The sequence below is a fragment of the Marinomonas sp. THO17 genome (genome assembly GCF_040436405.1).
GTDB lineage: Bacteria > Pseudomonadota > Gammaproteobacteria > Pseudomonadales > Marinomonadaceae > Marinomonas.
In genome coordinates this window covers 2,227,065-2,250,766 of record NZ_AP031575.1, presented here as the reverse complement: position 1 = coordinate 2,250,766, position 23,702 = coordinate 2,227,065, and the positions used below count along the sequence as shown (strand labels likewise).

Annotated in this window: 22 protein-coding genes; 12 read left to right on the top strand and 10 right to left on the bottom strand. The window is 44.2% G+C overall.

Features of this window, described 5'->3' with window-relative positions; all coding sequences use genetic code 11:
- Positions 1 to 88 precede the first annotated feature (88 nt).
- The 4 genes from ABXS85_RS10695 to ABXS85_RS10680 all read left to right on the top strand — a co-directional run bounded on the left by ABXS85_RS10695 (position 89) and on the right by ABXS85_RS10680 (position 2,768).
- Positions 89 to 460 (top strand): VOC family protein, encoded by a 372-nt coding sequence (locus ABXS85_RS10695; protein WP_353666520.1) that lies wholly within the window; start codon positions 89 to 91, stop codon positions 458 to 460.
- Positions 461 to 665: 205 nt separating this feature from the next.
- Positions 666 to 1,457 (top strand): class III extradiol ring-cleavage dioxygenase, encoded by a 792-nt coding sequence (locus ABXS85_RS10690; protein ID WP_353666519.1) that lies wholly within the window; start codon positions 666 to 668, stop codon positions 1,455 to 1,457.
- A 201-nt stretch (positions 1,458 to 1,658) separates the two neighbouring features.
- A complete protein-coding gene (locus ABXS85_RS10685; RefSeq protein ID WP_353666518.1) occupies positions 1,659 to 2,483 on the top strand; it encodes an alpha/beta hydrolase in 825 nt (274 codons plus the stop codon).
- A 102-nt stretch (positions 2,484 to 2,585) separates the two neighbouring features.
- A complete protein-coding gene (locus tag ABXS85_RS10680) occupies positions 2,586 to 2,768 on the top strand; it encodes a hypothetical protein (RefSeq protein ID WP_353666517.1) in 183 nt (60 codons plus the stop codon).
- Between the two features lie 105 nt (positions 2,769 to 2,873).
- Here ABXS85_RS10680 and ABXS85_RS10675 read toward each other — a convergent pair whose 3' ends face one another.
- The 6 genes from ABXS85_RS10675 to ABXS85_RS10650 form a co-directional block, all read right to left on the bottom strand.
- The gene (locus tag ABXS85_RS10675; RefSeq protein ID WP_353666516.1) at positions 2,874 to 4,595 is read right to left on the bottom strand and encodes an ABC transporter substrate-binding protein; all 1,722 of its coding nucleotides are present in this window, start codon (positions 4,593 to 4,595) and stop codon (positions 2,874 to 2,876) included.
- Positions 4,596 to 4,656: 61 nt separating this feature from the next.
- Positions 4,657 to 4,929, bottom strand: a complete 273-nt coding sequence (locus ABXS85_RS10670; protein WP_353666515.1) for a DUF2160 domain-containing protein — start codon at positions 4,927 to 4,929, stop codon at positions 4,657 to 4,659.
- A gap of 11 nt (positions 4,930 to 4,940) precedes the next feature.
- Entirely contained in the window at positions 4,941 to 5,801 is an 861-nt protein-coding gene (locus ABXS85_RS10665) for a carbohydrate ABC transporter permease (protein WP_353666514.1), read from the bottom strand.
- A gap of 9 nt (positions 5,802 to 5,810) precedes the next feature.
- Entirely contained in the window at positions 5,811 to 6,680 is an 870-nt protein-coding gene (locus ABXS85_RS10660; RefSeq protein ID WP_353666513.1) for a sugar ABC transporter permease, read from the bottom strand.
- Positions 6,670 to 7,803, bottom strand: coding sequence for an ABC transporter ATP-binding protein (locus tag ABXS85_RS10655; protein ID WP_353666512.1), 1,134 nt, complete (start codon positions 7,801 to 7,803; stop codon positions 6,670 to 6,672). Before ABXS85_RS10655 ends, ABXS85_RS10660 begins: the two co-directional genes overlap by 11 nt.
- Before the next feature lie 2 nt (positions 7,804 to 7,805).
- Positions 7,806 to 8,894 carry an ABC transporter ATP-binding protein gene (locus ABXS85_RS10650; protein ID WP_353666511.1) on the bottom strand — a complete coding sequence of 363 codons (1,089 nt, stop codon included), beginning with the start codon at positions 8,892 to 8,894 and terminating at the stop codon, positions 7,806 to 7,808.
- A 365-nt stretch (positions 8,895 to 9,259) separates the two neighbouring features.
- Between ABXS85_RS10650 and ABXS85_RS10645 the strand changes: the two genes are divergently transcribed.
- The 4 genes from ABXS85_RS10645 to ABXS85_RS10630 all read left to right on the top strand — a co-directional run bounded on the left by ABXS85_RS10645 (position 9,260) and on the right by ABXS85_RS10630 (position 13,993).
- Positions 9,260 to 11,236, top strand: a complete 1,977-nt coding sequence (locus ABXS85_RS10645) for a sigma-54-dependent Fis family transcriptional regulator (RefSeq protein WP_353666510.1) — start codon at positions 9,260 to 9,262, stop codon at positions 11,234 to 11,236.
- 75 nt (positions 11,237 to 11,311) lie between these two features.
- Complete coding sequence (locus tag ABXS85_RS10640; protein ID WP_353666509.1) at positions 11,312 to 11,824, top strand: hypothetical protein; 513 nt, start codon at positions 11,312 to 11,314, stop codon at positions 11,822 to 11,824.
- 204 nt (positions 11,825 to 12,028) lie between these two features.
- Entirely contained in the window at positions 12,029 to 13,585 is a 1,557-nt protein-coding gene (locus tag ABXS85_RS10635; RefSeq protein ID WP_353666508.1) for an EAL domain-containing protein, read from the top strand.
- Between the two features lie 63 nt (positions 13,586 to 13,648).
- On the top strand, positions 13,649 to 13,993 hold the full coding sequence (locus ABXS85_RS10630) for a DUF6164 family protein (RefSeq protein ID WP_353666507.1): 345 nt from the start codon (positions 13,649 to 13,651) through the stop codon (positions 13,991 to 13,993).
- On the opposite strand, the gene ABXS85_RS10625 is transcribed toward ABXS85_RS10630, so the two are convergent.
- Positions 13,983 to 15,020 carry a DMT family transporter gene (locus ABXS85_RS10625; protein WP_353666506.1) on the bottom strand — a complete coding sequence of 346 codons (1,038 nt, stop codon included), beginning with the start codon at positions 15,018 to 15,020 and terminating at the stop codon, positions 13,983 to 13,985. The genes ABXS85_RS10630 and ABXS85_RS10625 overlap by 11 nt on opposite strands.
- A 37-nt stretch (positions 15,021 to 15,057) precedes the next feature.
- Here ABXS85_RS10625 and ABXS85_RS10620 point away from each other — a divergent pair, with 37 nt between their 5' ends.
- Entirely contained in the window at positions 15,058 to 15,987 is a 930-nt protein-coding gene (locus tag ABXS85_RS10620; protein ID WP_353666505.1) for a LysR family transcriptional regulator, read from the top strand.
- A gap of 72 nt (positions 15,988 to 16,059) precedes the next feature.
- The gene (gene rlmF, locus ABXS85_RS10615; RefSeq protein ID WP_353666504.1) at positions 16,060 to 17,052 is read left to right on the top strand and encodes a 23S rRNA (adenine(1618)-N(6))-methyltransferase RlmF; all 993 of its coding nucleotides are present in this window, start codon (positions 16,060 to 16,062) and stop codon (positions 17,050 to 17,052) included.
- Positions 17,053 to 17,141: 89 nt separating this feature from the next.
- Here the strand turns inward: rlmF and ABXS85_RS10610 are convergent, their stop codons facing one another.
- Together ABXS85_RS10610 and ABXS85_RS10605 are read right to left on the bottom strand one after the other, a co-directional pair.
- Positions 17,142 to 18,047, bottom strand: a complete 906-nt coding sequence (locus tag ABXS85_RS10610) for a pseudouridine-5'-phosphate glycosidase (RefSeq protein ID WP_353666503.1) — start codon at positions 18,045 to 18,047, stop codon at positions 17,142 to 17,144.
- Positions 18,044 to 19,120 (bottom strand): PfkB family carbohydrate kinase, encoded by a 1,077-nt coding sequence (locus tag ABXS85_RS10605; protein WP_353666502.1) that lies wholly within the window; start codon positions 19,118 to 19,120, stop codon positions 18,044 to 18,046. Before ABXS85_RS10605 ends, ABXS85_RS10610 begins: the two co-directional genes overlap by 4 nt.
- A 171-nt stretch (positions 19,121 to 19,291) precedes the next feature.
- On the opposite strand from ABXS85_RS10605, the gene ABXS85_RS10600 reads away from it, so the two are divergent.
- Together ABXS85_RS10600 and ABXS85_RS10595 are read left to right on the top strand one after the other, a co-directional pair.
- Complete coding sequence (locus tag ABXS85_RS10600; protein WP_353666501.1) at positions 19,292 to 21,616, top strand: EAL domain-containing protein; 2,325 nt, start codon at positions 19,292 to 19,294, stop codon at positions 21,614 to 21,616.
- Positions 21,617 to 21,636: 20 nt separating this feature from the next.
- Positions 21,637 to 22,359, top strand: coding sequence for a 1-acylglycerol-3-phosphate O-acyltransferase (locus ABXS85_RS10595; protein ID WP_353666500.1), 723 nt, complete (start codon positions 21,637 to 21,639; stop codon positions 22,357 to 22,359).
- On the opposite strand, the gene ABXS85_RS10590 is transcribed toward ABXS85_RS10595, so the two are convergent.
- The gene (locus ABXS85_RS10590) at positions 22,349 to 23,701 is read right to left on the bottom strand and encodes a DUF3482 domain-containing protein (protein WP_353666499.1); all 1,353 of its coding nucleotides are present in this window, start codon (positions 23,699 to 23,701) and stop codon (positions 22,349 to 22,351) included. The genes ABXS85_RS10595 and ABXS85_RS10590 overlap by 11 nt on opposite strands.
- Position 23,702: the final 1 nt, after the last annotated feature.

The following is a 23,702-nucleotide window of genomic DNA, read 5'->3' as shown; positions in this document are numbered from 1 at the left end:
TGACATTTGTGCTGTTTAGCGTAGGGAATAACCATTATAGGCTATAACGTGGGCCTGTTGGTGTGCGATTTTAATCAAGGAGAAGCGCGTGGAGCTCTCAAATTTTCCGATTTTTTATGTGGATGATGTAGCAGCAAGCGTGGCTTTTTATCGTCCGCTTTTCGAGCGAGATCCTGTAGAGCTGCAAGATAATTTTGCGCTATTTGTCAGTGAGTCAGGTACTAAATTTGGTTTATGGGCTTGGTCTGATGTGGAGCCGAAAGCCGATAAAGTGACACAAACAAGTATGGAAATAGCGTTTGAAGTCAGCAATCTAATCACCCTACAAATTTATTACCGCAAATGGACTGAGTTGGGACTGGAAGTTATACAAGATATAAGTTTGATGGATTTTGGTGCCAGCTTCACGGCATTAGATCCTGATGGTCATAGGTTAAGGGTGTTCTGTTACGAGAAATAAGGGTGAAAAGCCCGCCTATGAGCTGGTTTTTGTACTGAAAAGAAGTAAAAATTGATTTTTTCATTAAATTATTTCGTATTTGGAAATGATGGATTAACTGAGCGCATATTGATCAGCTGGCTGCTCAGGCCTAGACTGTGAGCAATTTTATTGGTCAACTCCAAGTGAGTTGCAACCAGTTCAACCAATTTACGAGGTGTTGTTTATGTTACCTACTTATTTTATTTCGCATGGTGGCGGCCCTTGGCCTTACATGCCTGAATTGCGTTCTATGTTAGCGACATTAGAAGAATCATTAGCGGCTTTGCCAGAGCAGTTACCGGAAAAGCCGAAAGCCATTTTGATGATTTCAGGACATTGGGAAAAGAAAAAACTTGCCGTACAATCCAGTGCTGCTCCTAGTATGGAATACGATTATTATGGTTTTCCAGAGCATACTTACAGCGTTAAATACGCATCGCCCGGTTCACCTGAGGTAGCCAAAAGAGCGGCAGACTTATTGATCCAAGCAGGCTTTCCCACCGACTTAGATGAGAAGAAGGGCTATGATCACGGTGCTTTTGCGCCTATGGAGATAATGTATCCCAATAAGGACATGCCACTGGTTCAGTTGTCTTTGAAAAATAACCTAGATCCAGCTGAGCATTTGGCGATTGGTCGAGCCTTGCGCCCACTCCGTGAAGAGGGAGTATTGATTGTTGGCAGTGGCTTGAGTTATCACAACTTACGTCTCTTTGGAGCACAAGCGAAAGAGCCTTCAGCGCAGTTTGATGCTTGGTTGCAAAAGACCTTGATGGCTCCCACGCCAGAGCAAAGAAATGAAGGTTTAATTGCATGGGAGAAAGCGCCGTATGCTCGAGTCAGCCACCCAAGAGAAGATCACTTTATTCCCTTAATGGTGGCCTTAGGGGCAGCCGAAGAAGGCCAAGTGAGTTGTGTGTATCACGATAAAAACGTGTTCGGCGGTGTCACAGCGTCCAGTTTTCGATTTGATTAAATCATAAATTTTTGTTTTGGACTTTTATCATATGGTAATAATCCATGATTTAAATAGTCTTACAAAAAGCCAGCATTTAGCTGGTTTTTTATTATTTATCATGAAGTTATATTCTTTTATGGCTGTAGTGAATGGCATTTTAGTGGCTGGCACAGGCTTTGCTCAATTTTCTCGATATTAAAACAATAATAAGGTGAGTCGGTGAAAAGTTTGAGCTTAGAAGTGGGAAATATTCGTGTTCGTTATCATGATACAGGAAAAGATTTGCCTGTATTAGTTTTGCTACACGGAATTGGTGGGTCCTTGGAGCTTTGGCAATATCAGTTGACCTCCCTTTCTCCATACTTTCGTGTGATCGCATTGGATCTGCCTAATCATGGTTTGTCTGATATAGGTGAGAAAGCCTTTGATGTGGTTGAATATGCAGACTTTATGTGGGCTTTTTTAGATAAGTTGGCCATTTCTAAGGTGCATTTGGCGGGCAATTCTATGGGCGGAGCGATCTGCATTCATATGTCGGCTTCGCAACCGGATAGAGTTGATAAAATGGTATTGCTTAATGCAGCGACTTTAGGAAGACAAACGCCTTTGCCCTTTAGACTTATGTCTTTACCTGTGATTGGTAAACTGTTGGCACGTCCAAACAAAGTGGCAGTTGATCAACAAATTAACAGTATTTTTCTGCACACTAATGCGCTTTCTGACGAAGTTAAACTCATTATTCATCGAAATGTGATGCGAGATGGTGCGCAAAAGGCCTTTTTGAGAACCCTGAATAAAATGGTGAGTTGGACTGGACAAAAGAAAAGTCTATGTCAGCTTAGCTTAGAAAGACTAAAGAGTACCTCTTGCTCAGTGTATTTTGTGCATGGTCGTCAAGACGCTGTTTTGCCATACCAACATTCTAAAAATGCGCATCAAAACACCCCTGGAAGTGAGTTGGTCATTTTGGAAAACTGTGGTCATACGCCACAAATAGAGATGCCCATTGAGGTCAATGATCTTTTCCTACGCTTTTTAAAATAAGGTTACGAATATTTACAAAGTCTTTTCTCTAAAAGGTCACATGTTTGGCAAAGCTCAGCTAAGGTTATTGGTGTTGTCAGCCAACTTGCAAGGAGCATAGCGATGAAACAGGAAACAGACAAAGGTTTAAAGCATCTAACCCAGTTGCTTGAAGACTTAGAACAAATATCACTAGATGATATTGCCTTGATTCCCGAAGAGAAACAGCACCTTATGGTAGAGAGTATTGAAAGCCTGCAAGATCAATTAAAAGAAGTCATGAGTGAGAATAGGTTGTTGCATTAACCTTGCCAACGGTAATTACTGATCTTGGCTGTTTTTTAGAATCGTTCCACATAGTAAAAGACCGGCACTTAAGCCGGTCTTTTGTTTTTCGCCTTTGTTGTTTTGTTATTCCCAAGACCGCAATAATTCATCATAAGACACTGTGATGCCTTGCGGTTTTTCATTCGCCAGTTTGGCTTTAGGTGAACCCGGCTGAGCCAACCAGTAAGCTTCATCGCGAGGCGCATTGAGTTTCGGACCACAGTTGTCTTGAACTTTTGCTCGCTCAAGACGTTGCATCACTTTGTCCTGCGCTGCTGCTAAACCATTTAATGCTTCTTGTGGTGTAGCCTCGCCACTGGCTGCCTGAGAGATGTACTGCCACCAAAGTTGAGCCAGTTTTGGATAGTCTGGTACGTTGGTGCCCGTTGGTGACCACTCTTTGCGTGCTGGCCCTTTGTAGAATTCCACAAGACCTCCCAATTTAGGGGCTGCCTCCGCCATCTCTGGAGAGTTGATGTCCGACTCTCGAATTGGAGTTAAGCCAACGAGTGTTTTTTTCAAGGAAACGGTTTTTGACGTGGTGAACTGAGCATATAACCAAGCTGCCAAACGTCTATCATCCGGTGTGGAATTCATGAAAGTCCAAGCGCCTACGTCTTGATAACCTTTTTTCATGCCGTCTTCCCAGTAAGGCCCAACTGGCGATGGTGCCATACGCCATTTGGGTGAGCCATCTGCGTTAACCACAGGTAAGCCTTTAGCTGTCATGTCAGCGGTGAAGGCCGTGTACCAAAAAATTTGTTGTGCCACACCACCTTGAGCGGGTACTGGACCGGATTCTGAGAAGGTCATACCTTGCGCTTCTGGTGGTGCATATTTGCGCAACCAGTCTACGTATTTGGTGGTGGCATATACCGCCGCAGGGCCGTTCGTTGCGCCACCGCGTGATACGCTGGAACCCACAGGATGACAATTTTCAACACGAATACCCCATTCATCGACCGGCAAACCGTTTGGAATACCTTTATCACCCGCACCAGCCATGGAGAACCAAGCATCAGTGAAACGCCACCCCAGTGAAGGGTCTTTTTTGCCATAGTCCATGTGACCGTATACTGGCTCGCCATCGATGGTTTTCACCTTGTCGGTAAAGAACTCGGCAATGTCTTCATAGGCAGACCAGTTCACTGGAACCCCTAGATCGTAACCATAAATGGATTTGAATTTGGCTTTCAAATCAGCACGGGCAAACCAGTCTGCACGGAACCAGTAGAGATTAGCGAATTGCTGGGTTGGCAACTGATAAAGCTTGCCATCTGGGCCAGTGGTGAAAGACAAACCAATAAAATCATCCAGATCCAAGGTTGGCAAAGTGTAGGCTTTGGCATCGCCTGCCATCATCTCGGAAATGGGCACCACTTTACCGTAGCGGAAGTGGGTACCAATCAAGTCTGAGTCGTTGACATAAGCGTCATAAATATTACGACCAGACTGCATTTGTGTTTGCAGTTTTTCAACTACATCCCCTTCTTGTATCAAATCATGGTTCACCTTAATGCCAGTGATCTCTTCAAAGGCTTTGGTTAAGACTTGCGACTCATATTTATGAGTGGTGAGTGTTTCAGATGCAACATTAATTTCCATTCCGCGGAATTTTTGTGCGGCTTTAGTAAACCAACTCAATTCGTCAAGTTGTTGCTGCTTGGTTAAAGTGGATACGGTGAACTCATCTGTCACCCACTTTTCTGCAGCATCTGAATAGGCGTCAGCCCAGAGGCTGGCGGAATGCAACATGACAGCAAGGGGCAAGGTGGCCAGGGCAATTTTTTTCTTATTGTAGCGCATGATTTACCTCAACATTTTTAGTTATTTGGCATTTAGCCAAGTTTTCCTTAGGTGCAACTTGTTATCCCCAACGCATTAGGATCAACATCCAGATAACGCAAAGAACAGTTGCTATCGCAATACTCGCATCGGTTAATGCAACGAATGCGAGGTGGATAAAGGCGCTGCTGAGCAGGCCAATAAAGAGTCGATCTCCACGTGTGGTTGCCAACGGAAGAAAACCGCGACGTTCCATACTAGGGGACACGAGTTGCCATACCGTCATCCCCACCAGAATGGTGGCAATGCTGATAAAAAATAGTGCAGTGGGCAATGTCCAAGACATCCAAGCCATAATCTTTCTCCTTACACTCGACCAAGGGCAAAACCCTTTGCCACATGGTTACGAACGAAATAGATGACCAACATGCCTGGAATGATGGTCAATACGCCAGCCGCAGCCAGTAAGCCCCAATCCATGCCAGAAGCGGAAACGGTTCGCGTCATAATGGCAGCAATGGGTTTAGCGTCGACCGAGGTCAGGGTTCTGGCCAGTAGCAATTCCACCCAAGAGAACATGAAGCAGAAGAAGGCGGTGACACCAATTCCTGAGCGAATTAAGGGAATAAAAATACGTACGAAAAAACGTGGGAAGGTATAACCGTCTATGTAAGCGGTTTCATCGATCTCACGAGGCACAGCACTCATAAAACCTTCTAAAATCCATACCGCCAGAGGCACGTTGAATAAACAATGGGCTAAGGCCACGGCAATGTGGGTATCGAAAAGGCCAACCGATGAATACAGCTGGAAAAAGGGTAACAAGAATACCGCAGGTGGCGCCATACGGTTTGATAGCAGCCAAAAAAACATGTGCTTATCACCAATGAATTTGTAGCGACTAAAGGCGTAAGCTGCAGGTAAAGCCACCAAAAGGCTGATGACCATATTCATTGAAACATAGAGGATGGAGTTCACATAACCCATGTACCAGGTTGGGTCGCCAAAGATTTTGGCGTAGTTTTCCAGAGTGAAGTTTTCAGGGAACAGAGATAAACCGCTGAGAATTTCGGTATTGGTTTTAAATGACATGTTGATGAGCCAATAAATCGGCAACAACAAGAGTACTAAGTAAAGGATCAAGCCAAAGCGACTACGTAATTGTGCGTTTTGTGCTTTTCGATCAGTGTGACTGTGCACAGGTGCTTGCGTATTGATCTTGGTCATAATAAGCCTCTACTTGTCCTTTTGCATATTCATGATGGTGGTGTAGAAGACCCAGCACACCAGTAGAATGATTAAGAAGTACACCAAGGAGAAAGCGGCAGCTGGCCCTAAATCAAACTGGCCAATAGCTTGTTGCACTAGGGATTGGCTTAAAAAAGTGGTTGCACTGCCGGGGCCACCACCAGTCAGCACAAAGGGCTCTGTATAAATCATGAAGGAATCCATGAATCGCAGTAGCACGCCAATAATGAGTACATTGGTTAGCTTGGGCAGCTGTATGTAACGAAACACTGCCCAGCGTGATGCTCGGTCAATGCGAGCGGCTTGATAGTAAACTTCTGGAATGGCTCGTAGACCTGAATAACATAACAGTGCCACCAGAGGCGTCCAATGCCATACGTCCATTAAAACCACGGTAAACCAAGCGTCGGTTGGGTTTGAGGCGTAGTTATAATCGACGCCAATATGACTCATAAAAGTGCCGAACAGACCTATGTCAGCACGGCCAAAGATTTGCCAAATGGTGCCCACCACATTCCATGGAATCAGCAAGGGGATGGCGATTAAGATTAGTGCCAGAGACGCACCTTTACCTTTGGTTGGCATCATCAATGCCACCATAATGCCTAAAGGTATTTCGATGGCCAAGACAGTAAAAGAGAAAATAAATTGCCGTACTAATGCCTCGTGCAAACGACTGTCTTGCATGACTTGTTGGAACCATTCAGTGCCAACAAAGTAACGGGTATAGGGGTCAAAAATATCTTGTACTGAATAATTTACCACCGTCATCAGTGGAATGATGGCGGAGAAAGCCACGATTAAGAAAACCGGTAACACAAGAAACCATGCTTTATTATTTTCTACTTTAGTTTGCATCTTGTGCCTCCTGCTCAGCTTCAACGAGATAATCATTCACATAAATCTTGGTCCATTGCTCTGGGAAGCTGACATACACTTGTCCAGATGACGGCACCGTCTGATCCTCATTTAGGCGAGCTTTCATGAGTTTTCCTTGGAATAGGAAGGAGAGGATTTTGTAGGTGCCAAGGTCTTCCACATAATCCACTTCTACTTGCAAGGCATCGTCATTTTTACCATCCCAGACATGGACGAATTCGGGGCGAATACCTAATGTGAGTTGCTTCGTTTGCATGCCGATTAAGCGTTTTAATATGGCAGGATTGATATGGATTTGGTGTGAGCCAAAGTAGATGCCATGATGGCCGTTTTCACTTTTTATCAGTTCGGCATCGAAAAAATTCATGCCTGGGCTGCCAATGAAATAACCAACAAAAGTATGCGCGGGGTTTTCAAACAATTCGCGAGGAGTACCAAACTGTACTATCTGGCCGTTGTACATAACGGCAATTTTATCGGCGAATGTCGAGGCTTCGAGTTGATCATGAGTAACGTACACCATGGTGATGTTGAACTGCTCATGAATTTGTTTGAGTTTGCGGCGCAATTTCCATTTCAGCTGTGGGTCGATTACTGTCAAAGGTTCATCAAATAGAATCGCGGAAACGTCATCACGTACCAAACCCCGTCCCATAGAGACTTTTTGTTTTTGGTCGGCCGATAAGCCTTTAGCTTTGCGCTTTAATTGTTCGGTGAGCTCTAAAATATCAGCCACTTCATGGACTTTAGAACGTATTTTATATTCAGGTACGCCAATATTGCGCAGCGGAAAAGCGAGATTGTCGTAGACACTCATGGTGTCGTATACCACAGGGAATTGGAAAACTTGAGCAATGTTTCTTTCTTCTGGTTTCAATTCGTTAACGCGGCTACCATCAAACAATACTTCGCCTTCTGAAGGTTCGAGCAAACCAGAAATGATATTTAATAAGGTCGATTTGCCGCAGCCTGAAGGGCCTAACAAAGCAAAGGCACCGCCCTGCTCCCAGACATGAGTCATTTCGCGAATGGCGTATTCTTTGACGCCATCTGAGCTAGCCCCATAGCTGTGAGCTAAAGCATTCAGTGTGATTTCTGCCATGATTATTGCTCCCTCATTCTTGCCGGCGAATGCACCATCTCGCCTTGACTATCGAAGGCATACAGTTTGTGCGTTGGAAAGTAGACTTTAATGTCCTGATCCACTTGGTATTCGTGCACGCCAGACAGATGAACCACCAGATCAAAATACGAATTATGAACATGCAAAAAGGTCTCAGAGCCGCTGATTTCAGCAAGATCGACTTTGACGGGAAGTTCTAAATCGTCATCTGAGTGCGGTACTAGGCCAATATGCGATGCTCGAACGCCAAATTGATATTGACCAGGGGGCAGATTGCGTAAATCACTGTTGAGTCGGAAGTGAACCGTTTCATCAAAGGTGACCTCTTCTTCACTGACTCGACCCGGCACCAGGTTGATAGGTGGCTCGGAAAACATGGCGGCGGTAATAATGTCTTTGGGTTGGTGATATACCTGAGCTGTTGGCCCCATCTGCAATAATTTGCCTTGGCTTAGAACGGCCGTGTTGCCGCCTAGGGCTAAGGCTTCGTTGGGTTCTGTGGTGGCGTAAATGGCAATGCAATTACGGGCTTTGAATAAGGCTCTTAATTCTTGTCTGAGTTCTTCGCGCAGCTTGTAATCTAGATTGACCAATGGCTCATCAAACAGAATGATCTGGGAGTCTTTCACAAGCGCGCGGGCCATAGCGGTTCGTTGTTGCTGACCACCAGACAGTTGTAAAGGCAATCTGTCCAGATAAGGTTCAATGTGCAACATGGCTGCAGTTTCTCGTACCTTTTGATCAATTTCCTCAGTGTTCATGTTTGCTAAGCGCAAGGGAGAGGCGATGTTTTCATAGACAGTCAGATTGGGGTAGTTGATGAACTGTTGGTAGACCATGGAAATATTGCGCTCCCGGACTGGCAGTCCAGTGACGTCAACACCATTCATCAACACCTTGCCTTTGCTGGGCTTATCAAGGCCAGCCATGAGTCGCATCAAGCTTGTTTTACCGGATAAAGTTCGTCCTAGTAAAACATTGAATGAGCCCGGTTCGAGTGTCATGTTGACGTTGTCGATCCAAGTTTCTCCGTCAACAATGCGTGAGACATTTTGCAGCGTCAGAGACATGTAGAGAACCTTATTTGTTGTTATTGTTTTATGTGACAGCTATGTTCATCTGCACACAGCAAGACGAACATCTGACCATTTATACTTGCTATTACAAGTGTTATTACAAGCCTCATGCCAATTATCTGAAAAATGTCTTAATTTATTTAAGTTGTTGATAGTTAGTAGTTTTATATTTTTCTGTGCCTAGTTTTGCTGTCTTTGAGTGTGTTTAGGGACTGTTCAGGAGTGTTCAAAGTGTTTAGAGTAAAAAAAGCATTTGAACACTTGGTCAGCCATTTTTTGAGCAAAATCCAGTGGTGTGTTGGTGTTGAAATGACATAACAAAAATAATAATTGACGCCCCAGAGAGCATGGAGCCGGATATGCTTGATCGAGAACAAGAAGAGCAAAGCATGATGCGTTCTAGTGACAAGGACAGTGTCGCTGCAACGACCCACAAAGAACAGATTCAAGCGTCTTGGTATCGCTGTGAGCAATTTGGTTTAGATCACAGCAGTCGACCTGATTTTGCGAGCTTGCCCAAGGGGGAGCTCAATGACGTGTTAGATCAGCATAAAAGCTTGCTGGAAACCACAGAAAATGAGGTTTTGCCTTATTACGAAAACATCTTGAGTAACTCGGCTTGCATGATTGTGTTAGCGGATCGACAAGGGCATGTCCTGAATACTTGGGGACAGCCAAGGTTCGGTAGCGCGTCCGATCATGGTTTAGTGGGTGGTAACCAGTGGAGTGAAATGGGCGTTGGTACGAATGCCATTGGTACCGCTTTGATTACGGGGCAAGCGATTCAGGTGGGACGCGATGAACACTTTTTACGTGCTAATCGTTTTATGGTGGGTTCTGCTTCCCCAATTTATAACACACAGAACGATTTGGTGGGTGTGTTGGATATTTCCTCTGATGCTTATCTGCCGCAAGATCATACCTTAGGTATGGTTAAGCTCATGTCTTTGAGTGTGGAAAATAGGCTTATCTTTTCGGCTTTCCAACAAGAACACTTTATCCTCAGTTTTAATACCAATGTGACCAGTTTGGACAGTCATTGGTCAGGCATTTTGGTAGTGGATGAAAATGGCACAATTGTGTCAGCAAATCGTCGTGCTGAAGTGGTGCTGGCAAAGGATTTGGCGTTATTAAATATCAATCAGGTGTTTGATATACAAATGCGTGAAATTAAACATCATCCTGCCAGTTTGCCGTTGAAGTCAGTTGCCTTAGGGCGCTACCAGTTTTACGTTAAAGTGATTCCTCCTGTACAACAAGTCATGCGGGTACCAGATTTTCGCCAAGGCAGTAATTATGTGGCGCCTTCAGATAATATTCATAATAAAAAACAAAAGGTTAATAAATCATTGTCCGCTGCGGATGAAAAGAATATTGAGACCTGCATAGAGGTGCCTGACAATGTTATTCCTTTGCAAGAATTGCAGCATGGGGATTGTCATGTAGAGCGGCTTGTCAAGCAAGCACATAAAATCATGGAAAAAGATATTCCTATTTTGATTCATGGTGAAACCGGCGCGGGAAAAGAAATTTTTGTGCGTAGTTTGCATTATCACAGTTCAAGATCCAGAGAAATGCTAGTGGCGGTTAACTGTGCTGCTATACCTGCTGAATTAGTCGAATCTGAATTATTTGGTTATGAAAAAGGCGCATTTACTGGCGCGCAAACAAAGGGTTCGATTGGTTTAATTCGTCGCGCCCACAAAGGCACTTTATTTTTGGATGAAATAGGTGAAATGCCCATGGCGGTTCAGTCTCGTTTATTGCGAGTGCTGCAAGAAAGAGTCGTGACGCCACTGGGTTCAACTGAGGTTTATCCGGTAGACATTAAATTAGTGTCTGCGACTAACCGTAAGCTTAAGGATGAAGTTCAGGCGGGGCGCTTTCGCCAAGATTTGTACTATCGTATTTCTGGTTTGAATATTGAGTTGCCATCCTTGCGTCAACGACAAGATAAAGCCGCCCTCATTCGTTATTTGCATAACCGCTTGAGACGGGAAGAGCCGGGCCCAGCGTTGAGTGATGCTATGTTGATCTTGTTACAACAGCATCCTTGGCCGGGGAATATGCGACAGCTGGCGCACACTTTAAAAGTGGGCATGGCGATGGCCGATGGTGATGAGCTGGAAGAGTGGCATTTACCAGATGATTTCTTTGAAGATTTAGTCCCCGCCATGGAGCCGCTTCAGGTAGCTCAGGTATCACAAGAAGAGCCACTTGAGCGTTTAATACCGCGTTTATTAACTGAGAATAAGGGCAATGTGTCGCAAACAGCCAAACTAGCAGGAGTCAGTCGCAATACGGTGTACAAATACGCTAAGCAAAAAGCAGAATAATTCTGGACAGTGAATTTTGCATTCGTGCTTAGGAAGGGTTAACGTCATAGGTATGGCTATTCTCTGGGAGGCTTTATGGGCAAGCGTATAAGTGTTTGGTTGTTGATGGCATGGTTATTAACTGCTTGTGCATCAAGCAGTAAAGAGCAAAATGAGACACTTGGCTTAACCCTATTTAAAGCTTGGCATGATGACCATCAAGTGTCGTATATCACCACAGATGTTTCCGATGCAGATATGGCGAAAGCAATGGGAGCGAATTATGCGCCCCGATTGCGTGATGCGATTCCGCGTTATCCCAAACCTCCTCAGGTTAAAACCGTATTAGAGCGAGTTTACGGTTTTCCAAACAAAGAGCAGCAAAATGTGTTTGCGTCTGCACCTTCCCCGCTCGGATATCAAAGTACCGATCGCCATTATTCCCCCCTCTGGTTAATGTATTGGGTGGTCTGGCAGGATCCAGCGCAAGCTTATGAGTTAACCTCAGAAGAGGCCGTTTTAGCAGCGGAAGAAGCGGGTCTACTGACCATTCAACGCAGTAATATAGTAGTCAACTGCCCTGTATTGCCGTTTGAGCCAAGTCATTAAGTTTGTTCTCAAAAGCGGTATTTTTATGGCTAATGGTCTTGCGCTATAAACCCAAATTATATGTTGTTGATGTTCGCCGTTAATGGACGTATATCGTCGTCTAAAGTTTGGTAGTTTGTTACTTATATGGCATTATGCGTTGGATTTACACTTCATTACAAAGGGCTTTGGGCAAGATGGACGTCAAAACTATAAGAGGGAAAAATGCTTAAAAGGTTAGCGGCGCTGTTCCCTTCTAGTAAGCAGATACTGGCTTTATATGCAGTTGGTTCTTTTATCTGTTCAATTTTATTATTTGCACTGTTTTTATACTTTTACCTGCTAAGAGATGTTAGTTTGCGCTCTGATCAGGCGTATCTAGCATTGACTAAGCAAATGGAGATGATCTTTGTTGAGTTGAAACATATTTCAAAAGAAGCTCAGCTAACCTGTAATGAAGCAGACATTAAGCGTCTTAGAAGGGCAACCTTTTACTCACCTGTCTTTAAAGAAATAGGTTTGTTCAATGCGAATTACCAAGTCTATTGTACCAATCTTGGCCCTCGTGATTTCTCTATCTTCTCTAGTATTACTGATCGAATAGAGGCTAGCCCAACCAGTCGAACGGTTTCTTTAGTGAAATCCCATACTTTAGGCGACAGTACTATTTTGATCTTTTATAAAGGCGAGCATGGTATTGGCGTGAATGGTTTAGCGCCTCCTAAGAATTTGGGCAATTTTGTGAATCGATGGTTGCCACCGGGTTATGCCTATGAATTGACCTTAGGCAGACAAATGGTGGTTGGCAATGAAGCGGACATTCATGGTTCCATCTTAGATAAACAGGCTCGTCGCTTTGACGATTTGGCCATGACACTGGCAGTGTATTTGCCTGAACGCTATTACTGGCAGCTCCTTAAAGAATTGTGGCCTTACATTCTGTTATCAAGTGTTTTCGTGTTTTTGTTATTTTGCCTGGTGCGATGGAGTTTTCTATATTATCGGCGTTCATTACCCCAATGCATTAAGCGTGCGATTCTTAGTGATGCAATGGAGGTCTATTTTCAACCGATTATTGCACTGGATAAAACCGCCACGCATGAGTTAGAAGCATTAATACGCTGGTATTCTCCTTATCATGGTCAAGTATCGCCTTTGTCGATAGTGGAAATTTCAGAACGCTTGGGACTGATTGATGATTTAACCTGGATGGTGATTCGCAAGGTGGGTAACTTTTATCGTGATAATCCAGAATTGCTGAAAGACATTCGTATCTCGGTCAATGTGGACCGGCATAGTTTAATTCATGAGGATTTTGCATCTAATTTGGCTGACATCATGACAGAATGGCCTGAGCTTAAAGGACGTTTAGGGTTAGAAGTGACGGAAACCACGGCGTTAAATTCCATTGAATTGCCCTTGATGGTAAGTCGTTTTGAACACATTAAAGCCTTAGATATTCGTTTATCTGTGGATGATTTTGGTACGGGTTATGCTGGCTTGGACTTCTTACGTCGTTTTCCATATGACACCTTGAAGTTGGATCAAATTTTCATTGCCAGTTTGAAAGATGATCAATTTACTCGACAAGTACTCACCTCGGTAACCCGATTAGCCAAAGAGTTAAGAATGGAAGTGGTGGCAGAAGGGGTTGAGCGAGAAGATCAGTTGGAAGCTGTGCGAGAGTTGGGTGTCGAAAGAGTACAAGGTTACTATTTCTGTCGTCCTTTGCCAGCGGATCAAGTGCTAGACTGGTTACGCAAAGAGCAAGACAAAAAATAGCATTGTATTCTCTGTTGCCATCTCTTACCCTTGGCAGCCATTAAGCTTCGTAGAGTACCTAACATGGCCACCTTGGTGTTTCGATTAAAATACGTTCCCGACGAAGAGGCGAATGACATTCGTCAGTTATTGACGGATCATCAAATTGATTTTTATGAAACCAGTGCGGGGCGTTGGCAGATTTCCATGGCCGGCATCTGGGTAAAAGATAAAGAACAGGCTTCTCGTGCGCAGCAATTGATACGTGAGGATCAAATTGCACGCAGCCGTGATATGCAAGTGCCAAGCGCGTTGGATTACCTAATAGGATGTTTGCAACACGCTCGACAAAACCCCATCGAAGCCCTGTTTACACTGTTGGCAATTGGCTTAATTCTGAGCCTGTCTATCTTGCCTTTTATGATTTAATTTTTCGCCAAAACAGACCCTTCGGCTTAGAATTAAGCTGTCCTTTAGCGCTGATCATTTGGACATTTATGGCACATACAATCACCAGTAGCATGCCAAATAAGCTGAGCAGGTCAGCATGGGAACTTTGAATTGATTCTTGCCACCAACCAACAGACACAATGATTTCCGTTAAGATGTAGGACATGACTGGGGTAAGGGCCACAGAAGCGCTGACTTGCACGGTTTTCCAATAACGCATGGCTTGCGCGAAAGCGCCGTAAGCGATGAGCGTGTTTAAACAGCAAAAGGCAGCGAGCAGGGTGTCTTCCAGGTTCAGACTGGTTAGCTTAGTTGGTGATGAAAATGGCATCATTACCAGAGTAGCGTACAGATAAATGGCCAATAAAATATTACTTGGCGAGAGTTTTAGGAACAGTGACTTTTGCAATAAAGCATAGCAAGACCAAGCGGAAGCGGATATTTGCACTATGATAAAGCCGGTTAATAAGTTTGTCTGCTCGCTTTCACCTAATACTGGGTGAAAAAAGGTGATCATTCCTAAGCCAATGCCAACAAAACACAACCACTGTAGCCAACTGGCTTTTTCTTTGAGGAAAAAAAGCCCACCTAGGGCAAGAAAAAGTGGCGCGCTTTGGAAGCTGAGCTGTGCGGATCCTGGCAAGATGTAAGATAAGCTCCATGCGAAGCTGGTGTAATTGATGATCAGAAAACTGCCCGCAGCCAGCAATCGCCCCCAATCTTTTGCGGATAAGCTTTTAAACTCACCGAGTTTGCCCTTCTGCCATTGCCATAATCCCAGTATGATGCCCGCCACACTGAACCTGAGCCAGGTGAGTGTAATAGGGTCGGAAAAATCCCCCGACAGTTTTAAGGCAATGGGTAACATACCCCAAAATAAAACGGTAATACTGCTGAAAAACAATCCATAAAAAAACATTTGACGAGAAGTCAGCATGGCCACTTTCCCTGAAGAATTGGAAGATTCTTTTATGATGGCGTTTCTTGTTAGTGTTATCAAATGCATAATATTTCTAACTATTATGCATAAACCGGATTTTGCTATGTTATCGAACACTTTGCTGCAATTAGACTTAAAAGCCTTAACGGGTTTTTTGTATTTATTGGAAGAGCGTCATGTTGGTCGTGCAGCTCAAAGGATGTCTTTGAGCCAATCTGCTATGAGCCGCTTGTTGATCAGACTAAGAGAAGCGTTTGATGATGCCTTGTTCATTCGAACTGCCAGTGGCATGTTGCCAACGAACAGAGCGTTAGAGTTGGAGGTACCCATCAAACAAATGCTCGAGCAAATGGCCAGTTTGCAAATGACACCGGAGTTTGAACCCAGTACCAGTCGTCGAGTGTTCAGTTTGTTGACCACCCATTATCAGGCTCAAGCTTATGTCCCTGCCATTGCTGAACGTTTTTATCAGGAAGCGCCCTTGGCTTCTTTGCAAACCACTACCATTACAGAAACCAGCTTAATGCGACAAACCGAACATAATGGCGACTTGTACTTGTGTAGTGAGTACATTGAAGTGCCAAATACCTTTAAGCACACTTTATTTGGTCGTGAGAAGTTCCGCTGTATTATGTCAGCCGCTCACCCATTGGCTAAGCAGGATGTAATAAGTCTCGATGAATATTTAAGCTTTCAACATGTATTGGTGAATATGGGTGGTCCAATGCGCGTGGTGAGTGATTCTTTATTGGGTGACCGAGCGAAAGAGCGACGCTTTGCTTTTCGAACGCCCTATTTTATGGCCGCCTTAGAAACCGTATCTCGCACCAACTTATTGCTCAGTACCAGTGGTTTATTACCCAGTCGCTTCCAGCAATCCTTTGGTTTGGTGATGAAGGATTTGCCCTTTGAGTTTCCTGACGTGAAATATTATTTGTGTTGGCCGAGAAGTTCTTCTGGTGATCCTGCAGCCGATTGGTTTCGAGCAATGGCAAAAGAGGTAGTGCAATCTCTTATACCTTATCCAAACTAGATGCCGACACTTCAGGCAATCTGTGGATTTGGTTATACTTAACCATACCCATCTCTAAATAACGGCAACTTTGTGACTCATAAAGCGCATTCAAGTAAAGGCAAAGGCAATAAAAAACTGGAATTGCATCCTCGTAATCCGCATAGAGCGCGTTATGACTTTGCTTTGCTCGCAGATTCTTGTCCTGAGTTATCTCATTACATCCGGTTAAATAAATATGGCAACGAGTCATTGGATTTTGCTGATCCTTTAGCGGTAAAAACCCTGAATCGTGCTCTGCTTAATCACTTTTATGGCGTGGCGTTTTGGGACATTCCAGAAGGTTTTTTATGTCCTCCGATCCCGGGCAGAGCGGATTATATCCACTATCTAGCGGATCTATTAGCGGACAGCAATAATGGTGTGATTCCTCGTGGTAAAGAGATCAAGGTTTTGGATGTGGGGGTGGGCGCAAATTGTGTTTATCCCATAGTCGGGCATCAAGAATATGGTTGGCAGTTTGTTGGCTCGGATGTTAATTCCATTGCGGTTGCCACTGCTTCAACCATAGTGAAATCCAATTCTTGCCTTAAAGAGGCGATCAGCATTCGTCAACAAGCGAATCAAGAACACATATTTGACGGAGTCTGGCAAGCCGATGAACGTTTTGATTTGACCATGTGTAACCCTCCTTTTCATACCAGTGAATCGGCTATGCAACAAGAGTCACAACGTAAATGGCGAGGTTTGAAAGGAGGCAAACCTGCTGGCAGTATGGCAAACAATAAGAGACTGAACTTTGGTGGTACGGCTGCCGAACTCTGGTGTGAAGGCGGTGAAGTAGGTTTTATCAGTCGTATGATTAGAGAAAGCCAAGCGGTGGCGGACCAGTGCTTCTGGTTTACTTCTTTGGTAGCGCGACACAGTAATTTGGAGCGACTGAAACGAGAGCTGCAAAAGGTTGGCGCAAAACAAGTGAAAGTAATTGAAATGGCACAAGGACAGAAAATTAGTCGATTTATCGCATGGAGTTTTCTTGGCGATGATCAAATAGATTATTGGCGAGATTTTTATTGGCAGCATTAAACTGCCAATCTCTTACTAAGGGGCCTTGATGGCCATTGTCGCCTCATTTTGTCCTAAGGCGACAAGCTTGCTATTACTGTCTTTAACCCTTACAACTCAGTTGCAATTTGCGCTGCCAAACGAGCGTTATTAAATACCAACTGGATATTACTGGCTAGACTGTTGCCACCCGTTAGCTCAGCAACGCGAGCTAATAGGAAAGGCGTGGATTCTTTGCCGCCCACCCCTTGTTCTTCCATTTCATTTAAAGCTTGAGTAATTGCTGTATCGATGGACTCTTTATCCATAGCGAATTCTTCAGGAATGGGGTTTGCTATCACAGTGCCCCCCTGTAATTGCATATCCCATTTGGCTTTGATGAATTGAGCAATTTCTTTTGGGGATGCCATGTTGTAATCGACGGTTTGATCGCTCTCACGAGTATAAAAAGCTGGCAGTCTGCTTGTCTGGTAACCCAGAACAGGAACGCCTTGGGTTTCTAGGTATTCCCGTGTTAAGGCCAGATCCAAAATGGATTTGGCACCAGCACAAACCACCGCCACATTGGTTTTAGCCAGTTCTTGTAAGTCTGCTGAAATGTCGAAACTTTGTTGCGCGCCACGGTGAACACCGCCAATGCCACCTGTGGCAAATATGCGTATGCCTGCCATGGCTGCAATGATCATGGTAGCGGCCACTGTGGTTGCGCCATGTTGTTTTTGGGCCACCACAAAAGGTAGATCACGACGGGAGCATTTGGTTACTGACAAACCGGCTTTTGCTAAGGTATCGATTTCCTCACTGCTGAGCCCGGCTTTTAGGCGACCGTGAATGATGGCGATGGTGGCAGGAACGGCACCATGATCACGAATGATTTGTTCTACCTGTTTAGCGGTTTCTGCGTTTTGAGGCCAAGGCATACCATGGGAAATGATGGTGCTTTCTAGAGCAACAACAGGTTTGCCAGACGCGATGGCCTCGGCGACTTCTGGGTGAATATCAAGATATTGATTCATAGAGATTGTATCCATTGGGTGACTTTCTGAACACTGAGTTCAGGGTGATTAGCATGTGGGCTTTCCAGTGTCATGGCAGCACAAGCCAAAGCAAAAGAAAGTCTTTTACTGATATCTTCAAATTGCTCACAGGCGGTTAGATAGCCTGCTAATAACGCATCGCCTGCGCCGGTATCGCTGACTGGCGATGTCGGATGACAGCTTTGTTGATAACAACCAGAAGCATCAGCGAATAGTAGTCCTTGACTGCCTAGGCTGAGTAATACGGATTTTACCCCTTGTTTTAATAGTTCTTGTGCCAATGCTTGTGGGTCTGTTTGTTGACTTTGCAACAAGGCGCGCGCTTCGTCTTGATTGACTTTTAATAGGGTTAATTGATTGAGCAGTGGTAACAGCTTGGGCGCTTTTGTGGCAGAGACAGCATCAGCTATAAACTGTGCTGAAAAATACTCTTTTGACAACCAGTCAAGACAATCTATTGATAGGTTAGCGTCGACAATAATGCTTTGTGCACTTTGTAATAATGAGGATTTAGACGCTAAACGCTGCGGTTCTAATGTGTCTACGATACGCATATCAGCAATGGCTGCTTGTAATTGGCCGTGTTCATTACTGATAGCAAGATAGGTCCCTGTCGGTAAATGGTCATGTCGCAACACATGATGTATGTCGACACCACTTGCATGGGTTTGTTCGATTAGCCAATCACCTCGTTGATCTAATCCAACTGGGGCAATTAAATGAACTTTTTCGCCTAAACGCGCTAAGTTTTCAGCAATGTTGCGTCCTACTCCGCCAGGACTTTGGTTGATAAAGCCGGGATTTGAGTCATTTGCTAGCCAAGTGACAGCACTGTTGCCATTGATGTCGACGTTAGCGCCGCCTATCACCACATAAGCATTTTGTTGAGCCAGCAAATAACCCTTACCTAAAATGTGACCTTGTCGAGTCAGTTGCATAATATGACTGGCGACAGATTCACGAGTCATATTAAGGCGCTCAGCCAGAGCTTTTTGTGAGGCTAAAGGATCTGCCTTGATTGCGTTATAAACGCGTTGCGTTTGTTTTTTCATAGTTATTTTTTAAAACGATTTTTCCATAATCATTTTTTAACAAATGTTTTAATTTTTAACTTATGTTATGTGGAATTCTAAAGCAAGTCTTTTATCGGCTATGGTATTAATCTTGTATACACCCTATTATTCAAGATTACGTCAAGTGACAGATGTTAGGGGATTTTTACTGTGTTCAGGAGCTTTCAGGCGCGACTGATTTTATTTGTTTTGCTGTTATTGGCGTTTGCACAGTTGGGTACAGCATTGGCTGTGTTGTCGTCCTTAAAAGAAGATAATTATCGTCAGGGTGTTCAGTCCATTGACGTGTCTCGCAATGTCTTCGACCTGTTATTGGAAGCGCGTGCCGAGCAATTAACCAAAGGCGTGGAAATCCTCACTTCAGATTTTGGTTTTAAACAGGCTGTTGCGACTAAAGAAACTGCAACCATACGATCTGTTTTGGAAAATCATGGTGCGCGTATTAATGCCGACGTTTCTTTGTTGTTATCACCAAATGGTAATGTCATTACCATGACACGAGAGGAATTAATTACCGACAATACCATTTCCGATTTAGTCTTGGCGGCTCGACGTTCGGGTGGTTCGTCAATCAGCACCACCATTGCTTTTGGGGATTTGGCTTATCAATTGGTATTGGTTCCTGTTCGTTCTCCTAATATTGTGGCATGGGTTGGCATGGCGTTTTTATTGGATCAGTCCTTAGCTGAGGAGATTAAGGGTGTTACGGGCCAAGACATTAGCTTTGTTTATGGTACTGAAGACGGTTCTTTGCTGTTTGGCGGCACAACTCTTACGGCCAATGAAGGGCAAAAATTACTGGATGAAATCCAGCATCCAGTCGAAATATTACAAACCCCCGCCTTTTCTAATGATGAAAAGTATCTGACGCTTTCTGTTGATCTGGGAGTGAAAAATCAATGGGGTTTGATTCATTTACCTTATGATCCTTGGAAAGAGAGCTATAACTTTACGCGTAATCAGCTATTGGGCATTTTTGCTGGTGCCCTTGCGTTTGCCTTATTCCTCGGGGTCGCCTTGGCACGGAATATGACGCGTCCTATTGGTCATCTGGTTGATTTTGCTACCAGTATTGGTAAAAGCGTACAACAAGCTGAGTTGACTGCGCCCAAAATGACGGGTGAATTCGGGGTGCTATCGAACACCATGAAAGCCATGCAACATTCCATTTTAATGCGTGAAGAAGAGCTGACTTATCGGGCTTCCCACGACATGCTGACAGGCTTAAACAACCAAGGTGCGGTGGAGTTATATTTGCAAGGTGCTTTGCCTGCACAAGAAGGTGGGTTATTGCTGTTGAACATACGCCGCTTCCGCGACATTAATAATATGTTGGGGTTTGATCTGGGTAATATTTTACTGGGTAAAGTAGCCAATCGACTGCAAGCATGGGCTCGTCAAGTAGAGATGATAGCTCGCTTAGGGGATGATAAGTTTTTGCTTATTTTTTCTCAAAATATTACTGCTCAGGATTGCTCTGATCTGAAAGAGGTGATGAGTGATGAGTTCGAAATTGAGCAGGGCTCTGAAATTCGTATTGATGTCAGTATTGGCGTATTACCATTGCAACTGGCCACTAAAAACGTGAACACGGCGATCCGCCGTTTAGACATAGTGGCGGAAAAAGCGAAGTCAGAAAGCGATGCCTTTGCTTTTTATCAGCAAGGTGAAGACGAAAGTCATCAGCGCCAATTGACCATCATTCGAGATTTACCCCATGCTTTGGAAGACAATCAATTATTTTTGGTTTATCAGCCTAAGGTTTCTGTGGAAACACAGGATTGTCATGAAGCAGAAGCGTTAATTCGTTGGATTCACCCTGAATTAGGTTTTATACCGCCGGATGAATTTATTGCTTTATTGGAACATGCAGGTGGTATCCAAGCCTTAACAAAATGGGTGCTGAATACCGTACTAGCACAACTTAGTGAATGGTGGCAGCAAGGACACAAGATTCGCGTGGCGATTAATTTATCGGCGCATGATTTGGTAGATGAAGAATTACCGCTGAAGGTGTCACTTGCTTTAGAAGCGAATCAATTGCCAGTTGATGCCCTGGCTATGGAAGTGACTGAAAGTGCTGTGATGGCGGATCGAAATAAAGTTATCAGTGTGTTGCAAGAGTTACAAAAAATGGGCATTCATTTGGCCATTGATGATTTTGGTACGGGTCAGTCTTCGTTAGCCTATTTGCGTGATTTGCCGGTCAATGAGGTGAAAATAGATCGAGCCTTTATTCAGCATATTGATACCAACGAAGACGATGCTTCTATTGCGAGAACCAGTATTAATTTGTCCCATAGTCTAGGTTTTGTGGTTACCGCAGAGGGCGCTGAAAACCAAGCCAGTACGACACTGTTAAGGCAATTCCAGTGTGATAAGATACAAGGCTACTTTTACTCTAAGCCCTTAACTTCCGTCGAATTTTTTGCATGGCGAGCGGAGTTTAATAACAAGTCAAATGGATCAGTTTAATTGCTAAGGTGGAATCCGTTATGTTGCTTTTGATACGAATGGCGCTGCTGTTGGTGTTGGTTTTACTGGTAACCTTGTTGGGAATTGTATTTTGTTTGCTGACCTTGAATTCAAAGAATCGTGTTTATCACCTTGGGCGAGTGTTCGCTAAAGTTGGCCCTTTATTTGGCCTGTCAATTTCTGGGCGGGTATCAGATAAAGCTCATTCTGTGCCACAAGCCGTTTATGTGGCTAACCATCAAAATAATTTTGATCTTTTTACCTTGGCCGTGGTGGTACCAAAAGGCGTGGTCACTGTGGGCAAAACCAGCTTACGTTGGATTCCTTTTTTTGGACTTTTATATTGGGTGAGCGGCAATATTTTGATTAATCGCAACAACCGTAAAAAAGCCATCGCCACCATAGATCAAGTGGTGAACAGTATGAAACGTACCGGCTTGTCAATTTGGATGTTTCCAGAAGGTACACGAAGTCGTGGTCGTGGCTGGTTACCCTTTAAACGCGGTGCTTTTCATGCGGCAGTGCAAGCCGGAGTGCCTGTTATTCCTGTCGTTTGTAGTAGCACTCATGATCAGGTCAAACTCAACCGCTGGAATAATGGAAAGGTCATAGTGGAAATGCTGGATCCTATTTCTACAGAGGGTCTTCACGAAACCGATGTGGTTAAACTGATGAAACAGTGTGAAGAACAAATGCACCAAACTCAGCAGCGCTTGGATGCTGAGCTCGCCGCTAAGGGGTAATTTTATGGATTATTGTTTGCTGTAATTTGCTTTCTAATGTTGCCTGCAACGGATTATCTGACAGATACCATTGTGGATGTTGTCTGGCCTGTTGGAAATAGCTCAACAATGGCTTAATCGTTTCCATATTGCTTGTCTTATCACCCTTTACTTGCACGCTTTGCTGAGCTGCGTGGCCACGTTTATGTAATTGCACAACGGCTTGTATTCCGCGCAATGCCAACAGTCCCAAAGTGACATCATCAAGACAAAGGTAATGGCGCTTGGTCAGTTTGCTTTTTATGGTGTCTTTGTAATGTTTACCAGTTTGCCACCCTGCCCCTAATAAAGCTCCAATCCCCGTAGCTGTACCCAAGCTAAGACCCGCTGACATTACATCTATCCCCGCGCCAATGGCGGCTCCTGTTACAACACCACTGCTGGTTTCTAGCCCCCATTCTTTGAGTGTGCTTTTGGCAAAAAGATCTTGTTGCCAGACCGTATTTTGAATAGCAAGATGCTCTAAATGCACATCGTCTGAGCGAAATTCATAAAGACCTAAAAGGCTTTGGATAAAACCTTGCTCTTGTTGATGGATGACTTGCTCAAAAGCGTCTTGTTGTTGAGCATTGGGTGGGTATTGATTCACTAAGAGTCGATAGCTCGCGGCATTAATAAGCAGTTCAGCAAGTTGGCGAGTGGCGGATTGCAGGCGTAATTGAGCGTCTTGATATCGATGTTGGATAAAGTCTTCTAGTTGCTCATAATCTTCGGGCATAAGACTTTGAATGCTCTGGTATAAGCGTTTTTCATCTTCAAAATAAAACGCCACAGAATCGTATTTTACCAAAGTATGCAGATGACGCTCTGCTAAAACACGACGCCAGTTGTCGATATGAGGTGTTGGGCTGGCGCTGAAATTCAAAATCGGCACTATGGGCTTGTTAGCACTGGCCAAAATATCTAATTCATTTAAAAACTTACCAAGGGGAGCTTGGCGAACATCGATCACATACAGGATGATGTCGGTTTGCAATAACTGAGTAAGTATCTTGGTTTCTTGTTCAAATTCTGTTTTGGCATAGTCGCTTTGACAAAAGTGAGCAAGCCAGTCGCTACCTGAAAACGACTGAAAAGGGGCTTGTTGTCTTAGTTGCCACAAACCGATGGAATCCTCGAACCCCGGTGTATCGGTTACTTGGAGGATGTCCTGATCTGCCAATCTAATGGTCACTGTTTCAACATGGCGTGTGGTGCCGGCCTGATCTTTCACCTCTCCAAAGTCATGACGACGCAACAAGGTGCGAATCAAAGAGGTTTTCCCTGTGTTTGCATGACCCACCACTAAGAGTTTAATCGACATT